General features: G+C 65.9%; 21 protein-coding genes and 1 tRNA gene. 11 read left to right on the top strand and 11 right to left on the bottom strand.

Annotated features, from left to right (window positions below; genetic code table 11):
• Nucleotides 1–230: 230 nt before the first annotated feature.
• From IOC61_RS16645 to IOC61_RS16635, 3 genes are read left to right on the top strand one after another with little or no spacing between them, the layout of a single operon-like run.
• On the top strand, nucleotides 231–380 hold the full coding sequence (locus tag IOC61_RS16645) for a hypothetical protein (protein WP_195689849.1): 150 nt from the start codon (nucleotides 231–233) through the stop codon (nucleotides 378–380).
• On the top strand, nucleotides 370–963 hold the full coding sequence (locus IOC61_RS16640) for an exopolysaccharide biosynthesis protein (RefSeq protein ID WP_195689848.1): 594 nt from the start codon (nucleotides 370–372) through the stop codon (nucleotides 961–963). The genes IOC61_RS16645 and IOC61_RS16640 overlap by 11 nt, the downstream gene beginning before the upstream one ends.
• A gap of 25 nt (nucleotides 964–988) precedes the next feature.
• Nucleotides 989–1,813 carry a DUF1206 domain-containing protein gene (locus tag IOC61_RS16635; RefSeq protein ID WP_195689847.1) on the top strand — a complete coding sequence of 275 codons (825 nt, stop codon included), beginning with the start codon at nucleotides 989–991 and terminating at the stop codon, nucleotides 1,811–1,813.
• Between the two features lie 176 nt (nucleotides 1,814–1,989).
• Here the strand turns inward: IOC61_RS16635 and IOC61_RS16630 are convergent.
• A tRNA-Leu gene (locus IOC61_RS16630) sits at nucleotides 1,990–2,076 on the bottom strand.
• Nucleotides 2,077–2,188: 112 nt separating this feature from the next.
• On the opposite strand from IOC61_RS16630, the gene queA reads away from it, so the two are divergent.
• From queA to secF, 5 genes are all read left to right on the top strand, one after another.
• Nucleotides 2,189–3,229, top strand: a complete 1,041-nt coding sequence (gene queA, locus IOC61_RS16625; RefSeq protein WP_195689846.1) for a tRNA preQ1(34) S-adenosylmethionine ribosyltransferase-isomerase QueA — start codon at nucleotides 2,189–2,191, stop codon at nucleotides 3,227–3,229.
• A gap of 126 nt (nucleotides 3,230–3,355) precedes the next feature.
• Nucleotides 3,356–4,492 (top strand): tRNA guanosine(34) transglycosylase Tgt, encoded by a 1,137-nt coding sequence (gene tgt / locus IOC61_RS16620; RefSeq protein ID WP_420706360.1) that lies wholly within the window; start codon nucleotides 3,356–3,358, stop codon nucleotides 4,490–4,492.
• Between the two features lie 99 nt (nucleotides 4,493–4,591).
• On the top strand, nucleotides 4,592–4,924 hold the full coding sequence (gene yajC, locus IOC61_RS16615; protein WP_195689845.1) for a preprotein translocase subunit YajC: 333 nt from the start codon (nucleotides 4,592–4,594) through the stop codon (nucleotides 4,922–4,924).
• Between the two features lie 131 nt (nucleotides 4,925–5,055).
• Nucleotides 5,056–6,906 (top strand): protein translocase subunit SecD, encoded by a 1,851-nt coding sequence (gene secD / locus IOC61_RS16610; RefSeq protein ID WP_195689844.1) that lies wholly within the window; start codon nucleotides 5,056–5,058, stop codon nucleotides 6,904–6,906.
• 9 nt (nucleotides 6,907–6,915) lie between these two features.
• Nucleotides 6,916–7,839 carry a protein translocase subunit SecF gene (gene secF, locus IOC61_RS16605; protein WP_195689843.1) on the top strand — a complete coding sequence of 308 codons (924 nt, stop codon included), beginning with the start codon at nucleotides 6,916–6,918 and terminating at the stop codon, nucleotides 7,837–7,839.
• Nucleotides 7,840–7,967: 128 nt separating this feature from the next.
• Here secF and IOC61_RS16600 read toward each other — a convergent pair whose 3' ends face one another.
• Both IOC61_RS16600 and gloA read right to left on the bottom strand, forming a co-directional pair.
• On the bottom strand, nucleotides 7,968–8,444 hold the full coding sequence (locus tag IOC61_RS16600; RefSeq protein WP_229333208.1) for an META domain-containing protein: 477 nt from the start codon (nucleotides 8,442–8,444) through the stop codon (nucleotides 7,968–7,970).
• Complete coding sequence (gene gloA / locus IOC61_RS16595) at nucleotides 8,438–8,878, bottom strand: lactoylglutathione lyase (protein ID WP_132041997.1); 441 nt, start codon at nucleotides 8,876–8,878, stop codon at nucleotides 8,438–8,440. Before gloA ends, IOC61_RS16600 begins: the two co-directional genes overlap by 7 nt.
• Nucleotides 8,879–8,976: 98 nt before the next feature.
• Here gloA and IOC61_RS16590 point away from each other — a divergent pair, with 98 nt between their 5' ends.
• Entirely contained in the window at nucleotides 8,977–9,513 is a 537-nt protein-coding gene (locus tag IOC61_RS16590; RefSeq protein WP_195689842.1) for a DNA-3-methyladenine glycosylase I, read from the top strand.
• 113 nt (nucleotides 9,514–9,626) lie between these two features.
• Here IOC61_RS16590 and IOC61_RS16585 read toward each other — a convergent pair whose 3' ends face one another.
• Together IOC61_RS16585 and IOC61_RS16580 are read right to left on the bottom strand one after the other, a co-directional pair.
• Nucleotides 9,627–10,235, bottom strand: a complete 609-nt coding sequence (locus IOC61_RS16585; RefSeq protein WP_195689841.1) for an FMN-dependent NADH-azoreductase — start codon at nucleotides 10,233–10,235, stop codon at nucleotides 9,627–9,629.
• 190 nt (nucleotides 10,236–10,425) lie between these two features.
• Nucleotides 10,426–11,121 carry a COG3650 family protein gene (locus IOC61_RS16580; RefSeq protein ID WP_195689840.1) on the bottom strand — a complete coding sequence of 232 codons (696 nt, stop codon included), beginning with the start codon at nucleotides 11,119–11,121 and terminating at the stop codon, nucleotides 10,426–10,428.
• 180 nt (nucleotides 11,122–11,301) lie between these two features.
• On the opposite strand from IOC61_RS16580, the gene IOC61_RS16575 reads away from it, so the two are divergent.
• Nucleotides 11,302–12,216 carry a LysR family transcriptional regulator gene (locus tag IOC61_RS16575; protein ID WP_195689839.1) on the top strand — a complete coding sequence of 305 codons (915 nt, stop codon included), beginning with the start codon at nucleotides 11,302–11,304 and terminating at the stop codon, nucleotides 12,214–12,216.
• Between the two features lie 2 nt (nucleotides 12,217–12,218).
• On the opposite strand, the gene IOC61_RS16570 is transcribed toward IOC61_RS16575, so the two are convergent.
• Nucleotides 12,219–13,832 carry an ATP-binding protein gene (locus tag IOC61_RS16570; protein ID WP_195689838.1) on the bottom strand — a complete coding sequence of 538 codons (1,614 nt, stop codon included), beginning with the start codon at nucleotides 13,830–13,832 and terminating at the stop codon, nucleotides 12,219–12,221.
• Between the two features lie 3 nt (nucleotides 13,833–13,835).
• The gene (locus IOC61_RS16565) at nucleotides 13,836–14,549 is read right to left on the bottom strand and encodes a winged helix-turn-helix domain-containing protein (protein ID WP_195689837.1); all 714 of its coding nucleotides are present in this window, start codon (nucleotides 14,547–14,549) and stop codon (nucleotides 13,836–13,838) included.
• 345 nt (nucleotides 14,550–14,894) lie between these two features.
• On the opposite strand from IOC61_RS16565, the gene IOC61_RS16560 reads away from it, so the two are divergent.
• Complete coding sequence (locus IOC61_RS16560) at nucleotides 14,895–15,110, top strand: DUF3565 domain-containing protein (protein WP_195689836.1); 216 nt, start codon at nucleotides 14,895–14,897, stop codon at nucleotides 15,108–15,110.
• Nucleotides 15,111–15,171: 61 nt separating this feature from the next.
• Here IOC61_RS16560 and IOC61_RS16555 read toward each other — a convergent pair whose 3' ends face one another.
• From IOC61_RS16555 to IOC61_RS16540, 4 genes are all read right to left on the bottom strand, one after another.
• Nucleotides 15,172–15,351 (bottom strand): PLDc N-terminal domain-containing protein, encoded by a 180-nt coding sequence (locus tag IOC61_RS16555; RefSeq protein WP_195689835.1) that lies wholly within the window; start codon nucleotides 15,349–15,351, stop codon nucleotides 15,172–15,174.
• A 109-nt stretch (nucleotides 15,352–15,460) separates the two neighbouring features.
• Nucleotides 15,461–17,785, bottom strand: coding sequence for an ATP-dependent DNA helicase (locus IOC61_RS16550; RefSeq protein WP_195689834.1), 2,325 nt, complete (start codon nucleotides 17,783–17,785; stop codon nucleotides 15,461–15,463).
• Nucleotides 17,782–19,488, bottom strand: a complete 1,707-nt coding sequence (locus tag IOC61_RS16545; protein ID WP_195689833.1) for a VRR-NUC domain-containing protein — start codon at nucleotides 19,486–19,488, stop codon at nucleotides 17,782–17,784. Before IOC61_RS16545 ends, IOC61_RS16550 begins: the two co-directional genes overlap by 4 nt.
• 134 nt (nucleotides 19,489–19,622) lie before the next feature.
• Complete coding sequence (locus IOC61_RS16540; protein WP_195689832.1) at nucleotides 19,623–20,630, bottom strand: YihY/virulence factor BrkB family protein; 1,008 nt, start codon at nucleotides 20,628–20,630, stop codon at nucleotides 19,623–19,625.
• Nucleotides 20,631–20,636: the final 6 nt, after the last annotated feature.

Raw genomic sequence — 20,636 nt, 5'->3', positions numbered from 1 at the left:
TCCTGCACGCTGATAAACGTTCATTGAACGCTTATCCAAGAAACCAACAAAGACAGTCCTTCACCCGCGAGTGGGCGAAGGACTGCAAAGCTCCACCATACGACATCCCGCGACGCCGCAACAGTCCTTGTGTCATCCCGCCCATTCGCGCGCAGTCCATTGTGCATGGCGGGCTGCAGCCTGCCTGGCGAGCGACTAGACTGGAGATCCATTTCAGTATGGAACATATCATGTCGGTTCGACCGTTCGCCTGGCTGATGATCGGCCTGGGCATTCTGCTTCCCATCGTGGGCTGGCAAGTCGCCAGCCCGGCCGGCTTCATCGGCCCGGCACTGATCCTGCTGGGAATCCTGCTGCTGGTGACCCGCCGTGGGCGCTGAGCGTGGGCCCACCAGTCTGAGCGGCCTGCTGGCACGGGTCAGTCAGGCCGGCCAGCATGAAGCCAGCATCAGCCTGGGTGTCATTCTGGAGACGGTCGGGCGTCGCAGTTTCGCCCCCTTCCTGCTGCTCGCCGGCCTGGTAACGCTGGCTCCCCTGGTCGGCGATATCCCGGGTATGCCGACACTGATGGCGAGCCTGGTGTTGCTGGCGGGCAGCCAGCTCCTGCTGGGGCGGCGACGCATCTGGCTACCGCGGTGGCTACTTGAGCGCCGCATCGCGCGCGAGCGCTTTCATCGCCTGCTGGGCTGGCTGGAGCGCCCCGCCGGCTGGACGGATCGGCTACTGCATCAGCGTCTGACCTCGTTGACCCGCCCTCCGGCCCATATTGCCGTGGCCCTGGTCTGCCTGGTGATTGCGCTGGCCATGCCGCCCATGGAGTTCATCCCCTTCAGTGCCAACGGCGCCGGTCTCGCGCTTACCCTGTTCGGCCTGGCGCTGCTCGCCGATGATGGCCTGTTCGCCCTGGCGGGCTACCTGCTCACCGGTGGCACCCTGGCGGTGGTCGTCGTCAGCCTGGCCTGAGCCACACCTGCGATATGGAGACCTCATGACACCTCCCAGCTCCCGCCCCAAGAAGCATCTCAAGCGGGGCCTCTCCGTAGCGGCGCGCATCGGCTATATCGCCAAGGGGGTCGTCTACCTGTTGATCGGGGGCCTGGCCGTGATGGCCGCCACCGGCCTTGGCGGCGGCCATGCGGGCACCAAGGAATCCATCAACCAGCTGATCCAGCGCCCATTCGGAGACATCATGGTGGGACTGCTCGGCGCCGGGTTGTTCGCCTATGCCCTCTGGCGACTGCTGCAGGCCCTGCTCGACACCGAGGACGCAGGCCGCGGTCCCAAGGGAGTCGTCACACGCCTGGGCTTCACGATCAGCAGCCTGACCCACGCCAGCCTCGGGGTCTACTGCATCGACCTGCTGCTCAATGCGGCGATGTCATCGGGTGAAACCGCCGCCCAGGACCGTACGGCCCTGCTGATGAGTCACCAGGGAGGCGTGATTCTGGTCTTCTGTGTCGGCCTGGTATTCCTGGGGGTGGGTCTGCGCCAGCTATGGCGAGCCATCACCCGAAGCTACCTCGACAACTGGCATCATCGCCAGATGTCGACCGGCCAGCGCCGCTTCTTCGAGGGCATTACCCGCTGGGGCCTCCTGGCACGGGGTGTGGTCTTCATGATCATCGGCCTGTTCCTGTGCCTGTCGGCCTGGCAGACCGACCCCAGTCAGGCCCAGGGTCTCGGTGGCGCGCTGACGGTGCTGGCCGCCCGCCCCTTCGGCCCCTGGCTGCTCGGCGTGGTGGCCCTCGGCCTGTTCAGCTACGGCCTCTACTGCCTGATCAACGCCGGCTTTCGGGATACCAGTGTCGACTGATTCATGCACGCCTGGCTCAGGGAGTGGGTGTGAACGCTACTCAGCACCCAATGGCCGAGTCGGCGCAGACCCAATGGCCGTGCCGGCGCAAAAGAGGACGCTGCACGAAGGCGAGGCAAGGTGGAAGAGAAGGGCCAGAAACGCGAACAGCCGCTCGTAAGCGGCTGTTCCATATATGGTACCGGCGGTCGGACTCGAACCGACAAGGGCTTGCACCCGGGGGATTTTGAATCCCCTGCGTCTACCAATTCCGCCACGCCGGCAACGCGCGAAGCATTATACGTGCACCCGGCCGCAGGTCAATCGCGGACCTGACTTCAGGCGACCAAGCCGGTATCCTTGGCGGCTTGCCAGACACCACCGGACCCGAACCGCATGCAGCGCGCCGACTTCCATTTCGAGCTTCCCGACGAGCTTATCGCCCGCTACCCCTCCGAGCAGCGTACCGACTGCCGGCTGCTGTGCGTGGATGGCCCGAGCGGGGAGCTATCCCACCGCCGCTTCCCGGATCTGCTCGAGGTTCTCGAACCGGGCGACCTGCTGGTGTTCAACGACACCCGGGTGATCCCGGCGCGGCTACATGGCCACAAGGCCAGCGGAGGCAGGGTGGAGATGCTGCTCGAGCGCCCCCTGGACGCCCACCGCGGCCTGGCCCATCTGCGCTCCAGCAAGTCACCCAGGCCCGGCACCGAGCTGGTCTTCGAGGGCGACGTCCGGGCCGTGGTGGAGGGCCGCCGCGACGCCCTGTTCGAACTGCGCTTCCTCGGCGAGACGCCGCTGATCGAGCTTCTCGAGCGCCATGGCCATATGCCGCTGCCGCCCTATATCGACCGCGACGACGAGCGCAGCGACCGCGAGCGCTACCAGACCGTCTATGCGCGACGCGATGGCGCAGTCGCCGCACCCACCGCGGGGCTGCACTTCGACGACCCCCTGCTCGAGCGGTTGGCCGAGAAGGGCATCGAGCGCGCCTTCGTCACCCTCCACGTGGGGGCCGGCACCTTCCAGCCGGTACGCGTCGATGATATCCGCGAACACCAGATGCACAGCGAGTGGCTGGAGGTGAGCGAGGAGACCTGCGCCAAGGTAGAGGCCGCCCGCGCGTCCGGCCGCCGCGTCATCGCCGTGGGCACCACTAGCGTACGCTGCCTGGAGAGTGCCTGCGCCAAGAGCACGGATGGCGAGATCGCCGCCTATCGCGGCGAGACCGATATCTTCATCTATCCGGGCTACGAATGGCGCTGCGTCGATGCCCTGATCACCAACTTCCACCTACCGGAGTCCACCCTGCTGATGCTGGTGGCCTCCTTCGCCGGCTACGACACCACCCTCGCCGCCTACCGCGAGGCGGTCGCCGAGCGCTACGCCTTCTTTAGTTATGGCGATGCCATGTTCCTGACCCGCAAGACGCCCTGAGTTCGGCCATGCTGCGTTAAAAGCTGTCTTAAAACACTCATTTACACCAGTAAGCTCCGTGTTCCTCGACAGCGTTTGCCTGCCTGACTTTCCTCCGGACGCCTTGTCCCAGCGTTGAGACTTTCCATGCGAGACGAATGCTTCATGACCTTCGAGCGCCTGGCCAGCGATGGCCGGGCGCGCCGCGGCCGCCTCACCTTTCCCCAAGGCAGCGTCGAGACCCCCGCGTTCATGCCGGTGGGCACCTATGGCACCGTCAAGGGGATGACGCCCCAGTCGGTCGAGGAGATCGGCGCCGAGATCATCCTCGGCAACACCTTCCACCTCTGGCTGCGCCCCGGCATGGAGGTGATCGAGGGCCACGGCGACCTGCACGACTTCGCCCAGTGGCACAAGCCGATCCTCACCGACTCCGGCGGCTTCCAGGTCTTCTCCCTGGGGGCCATGCGCAAGATCACCGAGCAGGGCGTCCACTTCCGCTCGCCGGTGGATGGCGCCAAGGTCTTCATGGGCCCCGAGGAGTCCATGGCGGTGCAGCGCTCGCTGGGCTCCGATGTGGTGATGATCTTCGATGAGTGCACCCCCTACCCGGCTACCGAGAAGGAAGCACGGCTCTCCATGGAGCGCTCGCTGCGCTGGGCAGAACGCTCACGCGATGCCCATGGCACCTCGCCTTCTGCGCTGTTCGGCATCGTCCAGGGCGGCATGTACCCCGAACTCCGCGAACGCTCCCTCGAGGGGCTGATGAAGATCGGCTTCGATGGCCTGGCCATCGGCGGGCTCTCCGTGGGCGAACCCAAGGAGGAGATGATCAGGGTACTCGACTACCTGCCGGGCTGGATGCCCGAGGACAAGCCCCGCTACCTGATGGGGGTGGGCAAGCCCGAGGACCTGGTGGAGGGCGTGCGCCGGGGCGTCGACATGTTCGACTGCGTGATGCCGACCCGCAACGCCCGCAATGGCCATCTGTTCACCGCCACGGGCACCGTGAAGATCCGCAACGCCCGCCACCGCCACGACACCGGCCCGCTGGATGAAGAGTGCGACTGCTATACCTGTCAGCACTTCTCCCGCGCCTATCTGCATCATCTGGATCGCTGCGGTGAAATGCTCGGTTCAATGCTCAATACCATCCATAACCTGCGCCACTACCAGCGACTGATGGCCGGTTTGCGCGGTGCCATTGAAGCGGGTACATTGGCGAACTTCGTGGAAGGCTTCTATGCCCGGCGCGGCCTGCCGGTGCCTCCCGCCCCGAATTGACGGCAACCGGTACCGGTTCTTCAGGGCCCGGTACCGGTTGTCACTGCCTCCCGAGCGAGACAGTCCCCCTTACCTACCCCAATCAGGAGACCCTCATCAATGCTGGATTTCTTCATCGCCCCGGCCTACGCCCAGGATGCCCCCGCCGGTGGCGGCATCGCCCAGATCGTCATGCTGGTCGGCTTCGTTGCGATCTTCTACTTCCTGCTGTGGCGCCCCCAGGCCAAGCGTGCCAAGCAGCACAAGCAGCTTATCGCCGGCCTCGCCAAGGGTGACGAGATCGTCATCGGTGGCGGCATGCTCGGCCGCATCACCAAGGTCAGCGACGACAGCGAGTTCCTGACCATGGAGATCGCCGAGGGCACCCAGGTCAACGTGCAGAAGAGCGCCGTTGCCGCGGTGCTGCCCAAGGGCACCATCAAGTCCATCTGACCCGTCTCCTGCCCGGTGCCGGCATCTCGACACGCCGGCGCCGATCTTCGACCGCCGCCGGCCATACCGGTGGCCGCCGTAGTGTGATCGCGTCAGCTCCCCCTTCGTCAGCAACCTAGGACAGGGCTCGCATGCTCAACCGTTATCCCCTGTGGAAGTATCTGCTGATACTCATCGTCCTGCTCGTCGGCCTGGTCTACTCGTTACCCAACCTCTTCCCCGAGGATCCGGCGATCCAGATCAGCAGCGAGCGCGGTGATGCCACCGTCGATGAGCGCCAGCTCGAGCGCATTCAGTCATCCCTGGCCGATGCCGGCATCGAGATCAAGGACGTCGAAAGCAGTCCGACCAGCACCCTGCTGCGCCTGGGCAATCCCGACGCCCAGCTCGCCGCCCGCGACCGCGTGGCCGCCATGCTCGGCGAAGAGTATGTGGTCGCCCTCAACCTGGCCGAGTCGACCCCGGCATGGCTGCAGTCGCTCTCCGCCTCCCCCATGACCCTGGGCCTCGACCTGCGCGGCGGCGTGCACTTCCTGCTGGAAGTGGACATGGCGGCCGCCGTGAGTCAGCGCCTGGAGGTCAACGCCAGCGCCATGCGCGAGCAGCTGCGCGACGAGCGCATTCGCTACCGTGACACCCGGATCGATGGGCGAACCCTGACGCTGACCTTCACCGATGCCGACGATCGCAACACCGCGCGTAGCCTGATCAGCCGCGAGTTCCCCGACTTCCAGTACGAGAATCTCGGTGATGGGCGCGGCGCCGCCCTGGCCATGACCCTGACCGACCAGGCGGTCAACGCGATTCAGGACTACGCCATCAACCAGAACCTGACCACCCTGCGCAACCGGGTGAACGAGCTGGGGGTGGCAGAGCCGCTGGTACAGCGCCAGGGGCCGGACCGCATCGTGGTCGAGCTGCCCGGGGTCCAGGACACGGCGGAGGCCAAGCGCATCGTCGGTGCCACCGCCAACTTGGAGTTCCGCCTCGAGGCGCGCCCCGATACGTCGGACAGCGAGATCGAGACCCTGACGTTCCGCAATGCGCCGTCACGCAGCGCCGACCTGATGCGCGACGTGATCATCACCGGTGACCAGGTCTCCAACGCCAACCGCAGCTTCGACGAGAACGGTCGCCCCCAGGTCAACATCAACCTGGACGGCACCGGCGGTACCCTGATGAACCGCGCCACCCGCACCAATATCGGCCGCAACATGGCGGTGGTCTACATCGAGCACAAGACCCGCGACAGCGTGGAGGTGGTCGATGGCGAGAAGACGGTGGTCCGCGACCCCTACACCGAGCGCGGCATCATCAGCCTGGCCACCATCCAGAGCGCCCTGGGCAACAGCTTCCGCATCACCGGGCTCGATTCTCCCACCGAGGCGGCGGAGCTCTCCCTGCTGCTGCGTTCGGGCTCGCTGGCCGCACCGATCTACTTCGTGCAGGAGCGCACCATCGGTCCCAGCCTGGGGGCGGAGAACATCAAGCGCGGGGTGATGTCGGTGCAGATCGGCCTGCTGCTGGTGGTGCTGTTCATGCTGATCCGCTACAAGGTGTTCGGCATCTTCGCCAACCTGGCACTGGCACTCAACCTGACCCTGCTGGTGGCGGCGATGTCGATGCTCGGCGCCACCCTTACCCTGCCCGGCATCGCCGGCATCGTGCTGACGCTGGGCATGGCCGTGGACGCCAACGTGCTGATCTTCGAGCGAATACGCGAGGAGCTGCGCACGGGACTCTCGGTACAGCAGGCGATACACGCCGGCTACGAGCGCGCCTTCACCTCCATCGTCGACGCCAACATCACCACCCTGCTGGTGGCGGTGATTCTGTTCTCGATCGGCACCGGACCGGTCAAGGGCTTCGCCGTGACCCTGTCGCTGGGCATTCTCACCTCGCTGTTCACCGCCCTGATGGTGACCCGCGCCATGGTGAATCTCGTCTATGGCGGCAAGCCGGTCAAGAAGCTCTGGATATAAGAGGTGATCATGAAAAGCCTGGCCAATCGACAGATCGACTTCATGAGCAAGCGGAAGATCGCCTTCGGGATCTCCGCCCTGCTGATCCTGGCATCGCTCCTCTCGCTGCTGTTCCAGCAGCTCAGCCTGGGCCTGGACTTCACCGGCGGTACCCTGGTGGAGGTACGCTACGCCGTGGCGCCCTCCCTGGATGCGGTGCGCCAGACCCTGGAGGCCGCCGAGTTCCGTGACGTCTCGGTGCAGACCTTCGGCGCCGCCAACGAGGTGCTGATTCGTCTGCAGCAGGCCTTCGATGCCGACGTCGGCGACCGCGTGGTGGAGCTGCTGCGCCATGGTGGCGAGGAGGTCAACCTGGTACGCGCCGAGTTCGTCGGCGCCCAGGTGGGCGATCAGCTGCGCGACCAGTCCGGCCTCGGGTTGCTGGTGGCGTTGGGCATCGTGATGCTCTACGTGGCCTTCCGCTTCCAGTACAAGTTCGCGATCGGCGCGCTGCTGGCCCTGATGCATGACGTGATCATCGTGGTGGGTGCCTTCTCGCTGTTCCAGCTCGAGTTCGACCTGACCGTGCTGGCCGCCGTGCTGGCGGTGATCGGCTACTCGCTCAACGACACCATCGTGGTCTACGACCGCATCCGCGAGAACATCCGCAAGTCACGCATCGACGACATGCCGGCGATCTTCAACGACTCGCTCAACCAGACCCTGTCGCGCACCCTCGCCACCTCCGGCACCACCCTGCTGGTGCTGGTCGCCCTGCTGCTGCTGGGTGGCGACATGATCGAGGGCTTCGCCATCGCCCTGATCATCGGCGTGGTGATCGGTACCTTCTCCTCCATCTATGTGGCCTCGGCACTGCTGCTCGCGATCAAGCTGAATCGCGAGGATCTGATCCCGGCACAGAAGGAGGACCCGGAGGCCGAAGAGCTGCCATAGGCAACATGCCGACAGGCCGCAACGCAAGCGCCCCGCCGAGCCCTTGAACTTCAGCTCGGCGGGGCGCTTCTCTTTTCCACTTCTCGTTTCCGTTTTCTATAGGCCGGGTCACAGGACCCGGGGCCGCCTCAGTTGGCCTCGCGCCAGCCCCCCAGCACCCGCTGGTCGGGACCGAAGAACACCAGGCGATCGTGATCGATCAGGTAGCGGTAGGCGCTCTCCAGCATGGTGGTGACCCGTGCGGCGTCATCCAGCTGGGGGCAGCCGCGACGGGTGGTGGCAAGCTCGGTGACCTCGATGCGCTGGCTATCCCCGAGACGCACCTGGCCATGCATCTCGTTGCAGCCGTCGCTGCCGACCAGGCGACCGTCACGGCCGATCTCGAACCAGGGTGTCTCGGGCATCGACAGCCGCTCGCTGGTGCCCACCAGCAGCAGGTTCCAGCGCTGTTCCACCATCGGGCCGCTCAGGTCACTGCCGACCGGCTCGCCAGGCGCCGGTGCATGACTGCCACAGCCGGCCAGCAGGGCCAGCGCAGAGAGCGCCGCCAGTGACGCCACCGCACGGGCCATGCGCGCCCGGGGCATACGCGTCAGGGTTACCATGTGCCGGTGTTCTCCATGGATGCCCAGGGCTCGCGGGGCGGCAGTGCCTCGCCCTTCTGCAACAGCTCCACCGAAATGCCGTCGGGGCTTCGCACGAAGGCCATATGGCCATCTCGAGGCGGGCGATTGATGGTCACGCCGGCCTCCTGAAGCTTCTCGCAGAGCGCGTAGATATCATCCACGCGGTAGGCCAGGTGGCCGAAGTTGCGCCCGCCGTCGTACTCCTCGGGGTCCCAGTTGTAGGTCAGTTCCAGCTCCGGCGCCTTGAGCTCCGCCGAGCGGGCCTCATCCTCGGGGGCGGCCAGGAAGACCAGGGTGAAGCGCCCCTTGTCGTTCTCCTTGCGACGCACCTCCTTGAGGCCCAGCAGGTCACAATAGAAACGCAGCGACGCATCGAGGTCGCTGACACGCACCATGGTATGCAGGTACTGCATGTGAGACTCCTTGTCGTGTAGCGTAAGCTCTCAGTGTAAACCCCAACAGGAGGGAGGTGTAATGACTCGATGGATTATCCAGAGAGGGGGGCCCGTCCATGAGCGACTACTGTGATCTGGCCCTAGGGCACCCCTTCCACGGTCCCTACCACGACCACGAGTACGGCTTCCCGGTAGGCGACGATGATGACCTCTTCGAGCGCCTGGCGCTGGAGATCAACCAGGCCGGGCTCTCCTGGCTCACGGTGCTGAAGAAGCGCGAGGCCTTCCAACGAGCCTTCGAGAACTTTTCCATCGACAGGGTGGCGAGCTACGGGGAGACGGAACGCCGGCGGCTGCTCGAGGATGCAGGCATCATCCGCAATCGCCTCAAGATCGAGGCGGTCATCCACAACGCCGGCGTTATCCAGGCCCTACGGGCTCGCCACGGCGGCTTTCGTGGCTGGCTCGACCACCACCATCCGCTGAGCCACGGCGACTGGGTCAGGCTCTTCAAGCGCACCTTCAAGTTCACCGGGCCGGAGATCACCGGCGAGTTCCTGATGAGTACCGGCTACCTGCCCGGCGCCCACCGTGATGACTGCCCGGTGCAGGCGCGCATCCTCGCAGCCGCCCCACCCTGGACCCGCATCTGAGCCGGTGCGCCTTCCCTCGCCGCCGACGCACAACCGACACACAGCGGGGCGGCCCGATGACCGCCCCGCTGTATTGTGTCCGGGTGCTTCAGCTTAAGAGCCGGTAACTGGAGTTACAGGCGCTCCACCAGGCCATCGATGGCCTGCCGCGCCTCATTGAGCATGCTATCTCGATGACTCCCGCCCATGTTGAGCCCCTCGGCAAACACGCTGTCCACCTCGGTAATGCCCATCATGCCCAGCATCAGCTTGAGATGCGGGGTCTGGGTATCCTTCTCGGTGCCGGCATACTGGCCGCCACGCGCCGCCAGGATCACCGCCCGCTTGCCCTCCAACAGGCCCTGGGGGCCGTTCTCGGTATAGCGGAACGTTACCCTGGCGCGCATCACGCGATCGAACCACGCCTTGAGCTGGCTGGGGATGCCAAGGTTGTACATCGGTACCGCCAGGACGATCACATCGTGGTCGTGAAGCTCGGCGATCAGGGCATCGGAGCGGGCGACCAGCTCACGCTGTTCATCGCTGCGCTCCGCCACGGGAACCTGCCAGCTACCCAGCTCGGCCAGCCCCAGATGCGGCAGCTCCTCGGCCACCAGGTCGCGATGGGTGACCTCCACTCCATCACGCGCCTCGGCCCTGGCGATGAAGTGGTCGGCGAGGGCCTTCGACTGACCGTTTTCGCCGAGAATGGAAGCGGTAAGCATAAGGACACGAGTGGTCATGGAGGTCTCCCTGGATCAGGTAAAAGTGAATGACATCCATGATAGATGAACGAAGTGAAATAAAAAGCGCATAAAAACGCGCATTACGTTCGAAATAAGCGAAAAATCAACTCTTGTCGGGGGCCTCCTTATCCAGCCGGCCAGCGATCTGACCGGAACGGACAGGCCTCGCCCCCGTGGTTCGCCTCGCTCAGGGGGCGATACCCTGACCACAGCCTCGATACTGCTCGCCCCCCACGTTCAGGGTCACACGGGCCGGGAAGGGCTCGCCGCTCATGTCATCGAAGCAGGCCCGCGCCTCGATTCGCAGCTCGAAGGGGGTATCACCACGACCGCTGGCCAGGACCACCCTCCCCGCTTCGTTATCCATCTGGGTGACACGATAGGGAAGGCGTTGCTCACGACTGCCGTAATCGAGGCTGAGGAGCACTTCGGGTCGGTCGTGGGCAAGGCTTGCCGTCCAGCCCGGTTCATTGCCGCGGGCATGGAACATCACACCGGGGCGCTGTTCGCGAGTCAGCGCCAGGCGACGCATGCTCGCCTGGCACATCAGCCGCCCACGCGGCGACTCGACGACGGCGCCATCGGCCGTGTTCCAGAAGCTCAGCTCCCCCTGCTCGTAGCGCTTCCCACCGGCGACCACGGCTGGCGTGAGCCGCCAGGCGCCATGGGTCGACCACACTCTCAACTCGTCCTCGGCGCCGGCGGTTACCAGCCCCTGGTCCGGCGAACACCGCCAGGCGATAAAGGCCTCGGCATCGCCGGGAAAGAGGGTCGAGGGCAACAGCGGTGCATGCTCATCGGTGGTGATCGGCGCCGGGGCGGTGGCACAGCCTGCCAGCAGCAGTGACAGGCCCAGGGCGGCGAATGCGTGAAGGCGGGACACGGCATCTCCTCTCGGGAATCAGGATTTCATGATGGAGCCAAGCATAACAGCCCCCACGTTCCCCGGCCTCCAACGGTCATGGCTGGAACGATCTGCATGAAGCATATGGCGGATTCCGGCTGGCCATTAGTGGTGAATCAAACTAAGCTTCCAAGTCTTTTAAATGAAAGTGACTCACCCATGCTCGAGCTGCGACACCTCCGCACATTGATCGCCCTGCGCGACGCCGGCTCCCTGGTGGAGGCGGCCGAACGGGTGCACCTGACCCAGTCGGCCCTCTCCCACCAGATCAAGGATCTGGAGGAGCGTCTGGGCAGCCCGCTGTTCGTGCGCAAGACGCGCCCCGTGGAGTTCACCAGGGCCGGGCAGCGACTGCTGACCCTGGCCGAGCAGGTGCTGCCCCAGGTGCGCATGGCCGAGCGCGACCTGGCACGACTCGCCGGCAACGAGCAGGGGCGCCTGCATATGGCCATCGAGTGCCACAGCTGTTTTCAGTGGTTGATGCCTACCATCGACCACTTCCGGGATCACTGGCCGGAAGTGGAGATCGATATCCCCGGCGGACACCACTTCGACCCACTCCCGGCCCTGGCCCGCGAGCAGCTCGACCTGGTGATCACCGCCGACCCCCAGCCCCTGCCCGGGGTGCATTACGAGCCGCTGTTTCGCTATGAGGGACTGCTGGCAGTGGCCCGTCAACACCCTCTGGCCGGCAAGGGCTTCGTCACCCCCGAGGCCCTCGGCGAAGAGACCCTGATCACCTACCCGGTGGAGCACTCACGGCTGGACGTCTTCACCCAGTTCCTCGACCCGGCAGGCATACAGCCCAGGGAGATACGCACCGCCGAGCTGACCATCATGATGATGCAGCTGGTGGCCAGCGGCCGCGGTGTCTGTGCACTGCCCAACTGGGCCCTGACCGAGTACCTGGAGCGCGACTACGTGAAGGCCGTGGCACTCGGCGAGAAGGGCGTGTGGAGCACACTCTTCGCGGCGATTCGGGAGGAGACACGCCAGGCGACATGGATGGAGGACTTCCTGCGTACCGCTCGGGAGACCTCCTTCGCGGTACTCGACGGCATCAAGCCGGCCTGAGGCTACTCGGCCTCGCGGCGCTGGGGCAGCAGCAGGGTGAAGCGTGCCCCCCCAAGCGCGGGACTGTCGTCCACACCGACGCTGCCACCGTGCCAGCTCATCACCTTGTGCACGATGGAGAGCCCCAGGCCATAGCCGCCGGCGCTGCGCGTGCGGCTGTCGTCGAGACGCGAGAAGGGCTTGAAGATCGACTGGCGCTCGGCCAGCGGCACGCCGGGACCATCATCCTCCACATCGATCCTCACCAGGGCAGGCTCTCGCTGCAACCGGATCACCACCCGGGAGCGTGCGTGACGGCAGGCGTTGGCCACCAGGTTCTGCAGGGCGCGCTGAAGGTAACGCGGCTCGGCCAGCACCTCCATGCTGGGGCCCTCGGCAAGCTCGAGCGTCAGCCCCTCATGCAGAAGGGCCAGCGCCTCGATGACCCGTTCGGCCATCTCGCGACACTCCACCGGCACGGCACTCATCTGGCGCCCATTGATGGCCTCGCTGCCCAGCCGGGCATAGGTGAGGATCTCGTCGATCAGGTCATCGAGTTCCTGGATATCCCCATCGGCTCCCTGAAGCTGCCGACGCACCGCCGGGTCCTCGGTCATGTCCTCGACCATCTGAACGGCGAAGCGAATGCGGGCCACCGGGGTACGCAACTCGTGGGATACCGCACGAATCATGTCCTGCTGGGCGCGCAGCAGCGACTGCACCTGCGCCGCCATGCCATTGAGTGCCATGCCGAGACGCCCGATGAAATCGGCACTCTCCACCTTGACCCGGGTATCCAGTCGTCCGGCCGCGATACGCGACGCGGCCAGCTCCAGCCGCACCATGCGCGCCTCGACACCGCGCACGATCAGATAGATGGTCACGCCCAGCACGGCCAGCATGATCAGCACCAGCAGGAGCTGAAGCGACCCAGGCATCGGTTCGAAGGCCTGGACCGGGCCGACCACCAGCCAGCTGGCATCACCACTGAGATCCTGAAGCGCCAGATAGATCGCGACCGACCAGCGCCCAGGCAGCAGCTCGATCACCACCTCACCGGCGGTAAGTCGACGCAGCTGGTAGTCATCCAGGCCTTGAGGAGGCGCCTCCTCCAGAGACACCGACAGGCTACCGCGGGTCAGGTCCTCGAGACTCGAATGGCGTGCAGAGGGGGGCATCTCCGACAGCCATCGGCCAAGCAGCTCGGTCAGGCCACGCAGCTGATGCTCGCTCAGGTTGACGAGATCGACACGCAGCAGGCGCTCCCCCCCGGGCAGCAGCGAAAACAGCCGCCAGCCCTGATCGTCACGCGGCTGCACCAGCACCTTGCCATCGGCCAGGCGGCGCCGCGAGAAGTAGCCTAGTGAGGCCTCCTCCAGCGGCCCGATACTGGCCTGCATGTCCAGGCGTCTGCCTTGCGCCTCGAGCCAGGCCTGGTGCGCCGCGGGTGGCAGCCTCGAGAGTCGTTCGGTCAGCAGACGCATCGGCGCCTCGGCCAGCTGTTCGCGATGGGCTTCTCGGCGTACCTGGTCAACCAGCGCCACACCCAGCAGGCCGAGACCGAAGGTCAGCAGCAGCGCCAGCGCCAGCAGCAGATAGACACGCAGGAAGGTGCTGTCGGCCAGGACTCGGCGCATGGTTCAGGCATCCTTGACGAACAGGTAGCCCTTGCTGCGCACGGTCTTGATGCGGTGCGGCTGGTTGGGATCATCACCGATCTTGGGGCGAATGCGCGAGACGCGCACATCGATGGAACGGTCCTGGCCGTCATACTTGATGCCGCGCAGCTGAGAGAATATCTCTTCACGGGTCAGCACCTTGCCCGCGTTGCTGGCCAGCAGCCACAGCAGGTCAAACTCGGCGCTGGTCAGCTCGATGCGCTCGCCCGCCAGCCACGCCTCGCGGGTCGCGTTGTCGATATCCAGATCGCCGAAGGCAAGGCGCGTTTCACCGCTCTCCTCGACGGGCTCGGAGCGCCGCAACAGGGCACGCATGCGCGCCAGCAGGACCCGTGGCTGCACCGGCTTGGCGACATAGTCATCGGCCCCCATTTCCAGCCCGAGCACCTGATCCATGTCATCGGTGCGGGCGGTGAGCATCAGGATAGGCCCGGGATAGTCGTCGCGCACACGCCGGCAGATCGACAGGCCGTCCTCACCGGGCAGCATCAGGTCGAGAATCACCAGGTCCGGCTGCAGGGAAAGAATGCTCTCGACTCCGCGGGCACCATCGGCTTCCAGTGTCACGCGAAAGCCGTTGGCCTCCAGATAGTCGCGGGTCAGACTCGCCAGGCGCTCATCATCCTCGACTATCAGCACATGATCCTGCTCCCTAGGCTGCAGGCTATCAACCATTCTCGTGTACGCTCCATTGATTGCTGTGTAGCAGCCTTGCAAAGTGTCCAGCCGCCTTTTGTCAAAGGATACCTGAAATTACAACTCGCGCCTGCATGAATGCAGCAACACGGGCCGTGCGGCGTGATCCCTGAGAGGCATGGTCCCAGAGAGGTATTGCCTGCCATGGTCCTGGAGCACACACTGAAAGGCCTCGACAGCACAAGACGCGACTCAGGGAGTCCAGCATGAGCAAGAGTGTCATCAAGCGGATCTACGTTCCCACCCATGTGCGCACCCTACCGAGCGGCGAGCGCGTCACGGTGCCGGGTCACTACAAGGCGCCACCGAAACCGCACTGACGCCATGCAACAGCCTATCATCGGCTACCATCGCGACACGGAAGGCCACTGGGTGGCCGAGCTGGCCTGTGGCCATAACCAGCATGTGCGCCACCAGCCGCCCTGGGTGGAGCGCCCCTGGGTCATCACCGCGGCGGGGAGACGCTCGCGCCTCGGCCTGCCGCTCGAATGCGTCAAGTGCGACCGCAACGAACCACGTGACAACCCGCCACCCGCCTGAGGCAGAAAAATATCGGGCCGCCCGAGGGCGGCCCGATGTGCCACTTGCTTTCCTGGCACGGCTATCCCTTGGGGCCGAACAGGAACCAGACGATCAACCCCACCAGCGGGAAGACCAGCAGCACGATGATCCAGATCACCTTGGCCAGGCCACTGGCCGCACTCTTGGCCACCTTGACGATGGCCCAGATGACGATGATCAGCCAGATGAGCCCTAAAAGACCGGTTACTTCGATACCCATGCCAGTACCTCCTTGTCACTTCCATTGATCTGAATTGACCACTTAAGAGGTAGCACAGCCCTGGCTGCGGGTACAGTAACTCCTTGTTAAGGTTTTTCCTGCCCCTGCATCAGTCCGGAACACGCCCTGTCGGCCCGGCCGCCCTGACAAGCGGCTCCCCCCACCAGCGAGGCAGGTGCTGGCGTACCTCGTCGCGAGCGAAGCGATCATCCATCAGCACCAGCGTGCCACTATCCTCGGGGTCGCGAATCACCCGGCCCGCCGCCTGCACCACCTTGACCATCCCCGGGACCCGGTAGGCGTACTCGTCGCCGCGCCCGTAGCGAGCCTGCAGCCGCGTTCTGAGTGCCTCATTGAGGGGGTCCGCCGGCGGGAGCCCCAGGGTCGCCACAAAGGCCCCCACCAGTCGCTCACCGGGCAGGTCGATGCCCTCACCGAAGGCGCCTCCCAGCACCGCGAACCCGATGCCACGACCATCGTCGGTGAAGCGTGACAGGAAGGCATCGCGTGCCGTCTCGCTCATGCGTCGCTCCTGGGCCCAGGCGGGGATCCGGGGATGACAGGCGACGAAATGGGCAAAGACCGCCTCCAGATAGGCGAAGCTGCTGAAGAAGGCCAGATAGTGGCCGGGGCGCCTCGCATGCTGCGCGGCGATCTCAGCCACGATGGGATCAAGCGAGGCTTCCCGGTCTTGCAGCCGCGTCGAGATATCGGCGCGAACGGAGACCTCCAGCTGGCTGGCGGCAAACGGGGATGGGACCTCTCGCCAGACGCTGCCCTCGGGCAGCCCCAATAGATCACGCTGGTAATCGGCCGGCCCCAGGGTCGCCGAGAACAGCACCACACAGTGCGCCGCGGCGAAGCGCGGCGCGAGGAAATCCGCCGGAATCAGGTTGTGCAGTGCCAGCCGCGCCCTTCCCCGCCCCTCGCGAGTCAGCTCACACAGCGTGTGATCGCCAAGGCGTTCGGCCAGGCGCAGGAACGCCAGGGACTCGAACAGCAGCTCCTGCCACTCTGCCCCCAGTTCCGGATGCTCTCCCAGGGCCTCGGCGAGCGCGGAGGCCAGCGTCTGGAGGCTGCCCAGCAGGGAGGGCGGCAGGGTCTCCAGATGCCGTACGGCGGGTCGACCAGGCCCACCGCCTTCTCCGAGCCCCGCCTCGCGCACCAGAATCTGCCACTGCCGCTGCAGCCTCCCCAGCGGGGCCTTGAGTCGCTCCGGGGCGCTGCGCTTGAGTCTTCCCAGGTCGCGCTGAGCCAGGGACACGCTGTACATGCCTCGCGCCCGGGCGATCAGGTTGTGGGCCTCGTCCACCAGCACCCCGACGCGCCAGCCCTGCTCCCGCGCCAAACCGTGGAGCAGCGCATGATCATCGAACCAGTGATTGACATCGCCGACGACCACATCGCTCCAGCGCGCCATCTCCTGTCCGAGATAGTAGGGGCAGACCCCATGCTCGACGGCCAGCTCACGCAATGACTCGCGGTCCAGCCAGCGTCGCTCGGCCGCCGCCTCGCGTGCCGCCGGCAGGCGGTCATAGAAGCCGGCAGCCAGCGGGCAGGCCTCGCCATGACAGGCGCGCCCCGGGTACTCACAGGCCTTCTCCCGCGCGGTCAGCTCCAGCACGCGCAGTGCCAGGCTGCCCTGCTTCGGGTGGGCGCCCAGCCGTGTCAGCGCCTCGAGAGCCAGGCGTCGCCCCGGCGTCTTCATGGTCAGGTAGGCGAGTCGGTCCAGTCCGTGTCGCGGCATCGCCGTGAGCAGCGGGAAGAGCGTACCCAGCGTCTTGCCGATACCGGTAGGGGCCTGAGCCATCAGCACCCGACCGGTGGCGGCGGCCTTGTAGCTCTCCTCGGCCAGATGCCGCTGCCCGGGGCGGAAGTCGGCGAAGGGAAAGCCGAGCTCGCACAACGCAGCGTCACGCTGGCGGCGATGCTGCGCTTCCCGTTCGGCCCAGGCACGATAGCGTCGGCAGCGCTCCGCCAGCTCCTGCCACAGTGCGGCGGCGGTGGCATGCTCGCTGAACCGCGTCTCGCGCCCACTGCCCACCTCCAGGTAAACCAGTGCCAGCTCGACCGACTCGAGGTGTCGCTCGGCGCATAGCAGGGCGCCGTAGCTACGCAGCTGGGCACGATGCAGGGCGCGCTGGTTGCTTGCCAGCCGCGCGATATCACCGCGATGGGTCTTGATCTCCTCCAGACGATTGGCTGCCGGGTCGTAACCATCGGCGCGTCCACGCACCACGAGCCCCGCCACCTCGCCGGCCAGCGCCACTTCCGTGAGGTAGTCCGCGCCCCGGCGCCTGGCGATTTCGCGCTGCCCCTCGAGCCCCTCCCGGGCACTGGGCGAGGGAGTGAAGCGATGGTCGAGGTCGCCCTCCCGGGCGGTGACGTCGCACAGGGTGCGCACCCCGACGCGCAGCGGCTGCGGGCCACTCATCTCTCCCTCACCCACTCCAGATGGCAGACCGCTGCCGGTATCTCATGGCGATGGAAGAGAGTCATCCAGCGCCGCTGGTTGTCCTGCAGCCGGTCCCCCGGGCCCTTGACCTCGATCAGCCGGTAGCGCGGCTCACCCGGCGAGGCCTCGAGAAACAGCTGTATCAGATCCGGCAGGCCCGCCCGGTTGGCTCTCAGGTTGCTCAGCAGATGGTCGAAGCAGATACGCAGATGGACGGGGGGAATACAGGCCAGTGCCTGGGTGAGCAGCGCCTCATCGAGCGCTTCCCAGTGCACGAAGGAGTTGGCAAGCCCCTGCTTGTCGCGCCAGGTAGCCAGGATCGTCCGGCGGTATCGACCATTATCCAGCCGTGCCAGACACGCCTCGAAATGGTCACGGCGGCGGGTCACGAAGTCGTCTCGATAGAGGTCCGCGGGGCCGGCCTGGAAGGGGTGAAAGAAGGCACCGGGCAACGGCGTGAAGAGCGCCTCCCAGCAGAGCAGGCCGAACAGGCCGGTCAGCAGGGTGTTCTCCACATAATGGACCGGTGCCGCCTCGCGATGCAGGTGCTCCCGTACCGTCTGCTCGACCCGGCCGGGGCCTGGCAGGCGCAGCGTGAAACGCTCGGGGGCGGGTTCGGGGGCAGGCGTCTCCGGCACCAGGCTCAGGCGGCGGCGCAGTCGCGTCAGCAGCCGGCCCAGGGCCTGGGCCTCCACGTCGTCGCGGGTGACACGCGCCAGCGGCTCGGCCAGGATCAGCGCCTGACGCCAGCGCCCCTGACGCTCGGCCAGTCGCAGGTAGCGAATCCGCCCCTCCCCACTGGCCTCGGGTGCCGGCCAGCCGGCTCGTCGGTAGAGTGTCGATGCCAGTTCGGCCATCCCGTCACGCTCCGCCCGACGCCCCAGCGCGAGGCACAGGCGCGCGTCTCGCGACGCCAGCCAGGAGTTGCCGGGCCTGGCGGGCAGCGCCTCGGCCAGATCCGCAGGCGACTCGCCCTCCTCCAGCCGCCGCCGCAGGTCATGCAGTGCCAGATAGGCATCGACCTGGTCACGCCGGTGAAAGGCCCGGGAGTCGACACCGAATGCCACTCTTTCGAAGCGCTGATGCCCCAGCTCGGCAAGCACGAACTCCGACCAGTCCTGGCGCAGGTTGCCGAAGAACATCAGCCGCAGACGATCACAGGTCGCCATGATGCGCACCCGCACCACTCGTTCGGGGGCCTCCGGCCACCAGGCGCTCAGCGGTCGCGGCACCGGCTCTCGCGCCAGCAGCGCCTCGCGCAGGGCTCCCTTGCCCACGGTCGCAGGCAGGCCCGCCTCGGCGATCTCTGCCGCCAGGGCCTGGCGCAGCTCGGTGAGTCGCAGCTGGGTGAAGAGCGTCGCCACATCGAGCACCGGCGCCTCTTCCACCAGCCCGGCCGCCACCAGCGGCGCCAGCGCCGACTCGGTATCGCCGATCTCGGCATCGATCTCGGGATAGGCCAGCCGCGAAGGGCGAAAGTGCTCGCCCTTGCGCATGACCATGCGCACCAGCAGCGCCCGTGAACCAAGCGGCAGGCCGGCAAACAGAGCCAGGAAGGCGTGCTCATCATCGCCGAGCAGGTCGCCGTGGCGCTCGGCCACCCAGGCCAGCACATGCTCGAAGTTTGCCAGGTAATACAGCGGGTCTTCGAGGGGGGCGGCGATGCCTTGATTACTGTTCATATATCCATGATATCAGCCGACAGGGGCAGACTCACCCCTCCAACGACGGCCAGTCGCCGGAAAAGTCTTGAGCGGTGCTGCCATCTGCGACAGCCCAAGGCAGCAATGTCGGTGGCGGCGCCGGCAGGCCAGCGTCATAAGGAATCATCCGGGTCGGAGGTCTTGCACTTCCCAGGACTGACGCCGCGCCATGGCCCCCCATGGCCCACGGTGTCGGCTGCATAGGCGTCGCGCTCTCCGAGGGGGCGAGGCTCACCGACGGTCGTATCACGGTAGGTCTGGCGCTCCATTTCCGCGTTGAACTCGGCCCCGAGCAGCACCACAAAGGCCGAGAGCCAGAACCACAGCATCAGCATCACCACCGCGCCCAGTGACCCATAGATTTCGCTTACGCTGACCACGCGACCGAAATAGAGCGATAGCCCAATGGAGCCGGTCAGCCACACCAAGGTGGCGACGACAGAGCCGACGCTGAGCCACCTCCAGCGTGGCGACCGCCGATAGGGCCCGAAGCGGTAGAAAACGGCAATCACCAGCATCATCACCACCAGCAGTGTCGGCCAGCGCAGCCAGGCGATGGCCCTTACCAGCAGGGTATCCAGCCCCAGCATGCCGATCGCCAGCGGGAAGAAGGCGACAAAGGCAACGGTGACCAGCAGCATGAGGATCAGCCCCAGCGTCAGAGCCGCGACGATCAGGCCGCGATGCAGCGCTCCGCGTCTGTCCTGTTCTCCATAGACAACATTCAGTCCCAGCACCATCCACAGCACGCCCTTGGAGCCGATAAACATCGCTACCAGCACGCTGCCCAGCGCCGTGAGACTGAGGCCGGTACTGGTGCTCTCGCCGATCTTGCGTGCCTGGTCGTTGATCAGGCTGGAGGCCTCGGGCGGCAGGTAACGGCTCAGCTGAATGATCTGACCCGCCAGGTCCTGAGGATCCATCACCAGCGCCCAGATCGAGATGATGGCCGCGATCATCGGGAAGAGCGCCAGCATGGCATTGAAGGCAATACCGGCAGCCATCATGGCGACGAGATCCTGGGTGACCTCCTGCTTGACGCGCCACAGGATGTCCAGCCAGCCACCCGCGGGGATCTGACCGGGCTTGCTGGCGCAACGCCCATGTGTCTGCTTCGCCATAGGCAC

The sequence above is a fragment of the Halomonas sp. KAO genome (genome assembly GCF_015595025.1).
Taxonomy (GTDB): domain Bacteria; phylum Pseudomonadota; class Gammaproteobacteria; order Pseudomonadales; family Halomonadaceae; genus Halomonas.
Note: the sequence above shows the minus strand (reverse complement) of the source record. Positions and strands in the feature narration are given on the sequence as shown.

Coding starts and splice junctions, on each gene's coding strand:
- IOC61_RS16550 (WP_195689834.1), bottom strand. CDS start 17,785: ATGAGTGGCCCGCAGCCGCTGCGCGTCGGGGTGCGCACCCTGTGCGAC.
- IOC61_RS16565 (WP_195689837.1), bottom strand. CDS start 14,549: ATGGTTGATAGCCTGCAGCCTAGGGAGCAGGATCATGTGCTGATAGTC.
- IOC61_RS16540 (WP_195689832.1), bottom strand. CDS start 20,630: ATGGCGAAGCAGACACATGGGCGTTGCGCCAGCAAGCCCGGTCAGATC.
- IOC61_RS16590 (WP_195689842.1), top strand. CDS start 8,977: ATGAGCGACTACTGTGATCTGGCCCTAGGGCACCCCTTCCACGGTCCC.
- IOC61_RS16555 (WP_195689835.1), bottom strand. CDS start 15,351: ATGGGTATCGAAGTAACCGGTCTTTTAGGGCTCATCTGGCTGATCATC.
- IOC61_RS16570 (WP_195689838.1), bottom strand. CDS start 13,832: ATGCGCCGAGTCCTGGCCGACAGCACCTTCCTGCGTGTCTATCTGCTG.
- IOC61_RS16575 (WP_195689839.1), top strand. CDS start 11,302: ATGCTCGAGCTGCGACACCTCCGCACATTGATCGCCCTGCGCGACGCC.
- IOC61_RS16600 (WP_229333208.1), bottom strand. CDS start 8,444: ATGGTAACCCTGACGCGTATGCCCCGGGCGCGCATGGCCCGTGCGGTG.
- yajC (WP_195689845.1), top strand. CDS start 4,592: ATGCTGGATTTCTTCATCGCCCCGGCCTACGCCCAGGATGCCCCCGCC.
- secF (WP_195689843.1), top strand. CDS start 6,916: ATGAAAAGCCTGGCCAATCGACAGATCGACTTCATGAGCAAGCGGAAG.
- IOC61_RS16560 (WP_195689836.1), top strand. CDS start 14,895: ATGCAACAGCCTATCATCGGCTACCATCGCGACACGGAAGGCCACTGG.
- queA (WP_195689846.1), top strand. CDS start 2,189: ATGCAGCGCGCCGACTTCCATTTCGAGCTTCCCGACGAGCTTATCGCC.
- secD (WP_195689844.1), top strand. CDS start 5,056: ATGCTCAACCGTTATCCCCTGTGGAAGTATCTGCTGATACTCATCGTC.
- IOC61_RS16585 (WP_195689841.1), bottom strand. CDS start 10,235: ATGACCACTCGTGTCCTTATGCTTACCGCTTCCATTCTCGGCGAAAAC.
- IOC61_RS16545 (WP_195689833.1), bottom strand. CDS start 19,488: ATGAACAGTAATCAAGGCATCGCCGCCCCCCTCGAAGACCCGCTGTAT.
- IOC61_RS16635 (WP_195689847.1), top strand. CDS start 989: ATGACACCTCCCAGCTCCCGCCCCAAGAAGCATCTCAAGCGGGGCCTC.
- IOC61_RS16645 (WP_195689849.1), top strand. CDS start 231: ATGTCGGTTCGACCGTTCGCCTGGCTGATGATCGGCCTGGGCATTCTG.
- tgt (WP_420706360.1), top strand. CDS start 3,356: ATGCGAGACGAATGCTTCATGACCTTCGAGCGCCTGGCCAGCGATGGC.
- gloA (WP_132041997.1), bottom strand. CDS start 8,878: ATGCAGTACCTGCATACCATGGTGCGTGTCAGCGACCTCGATGCGTCG.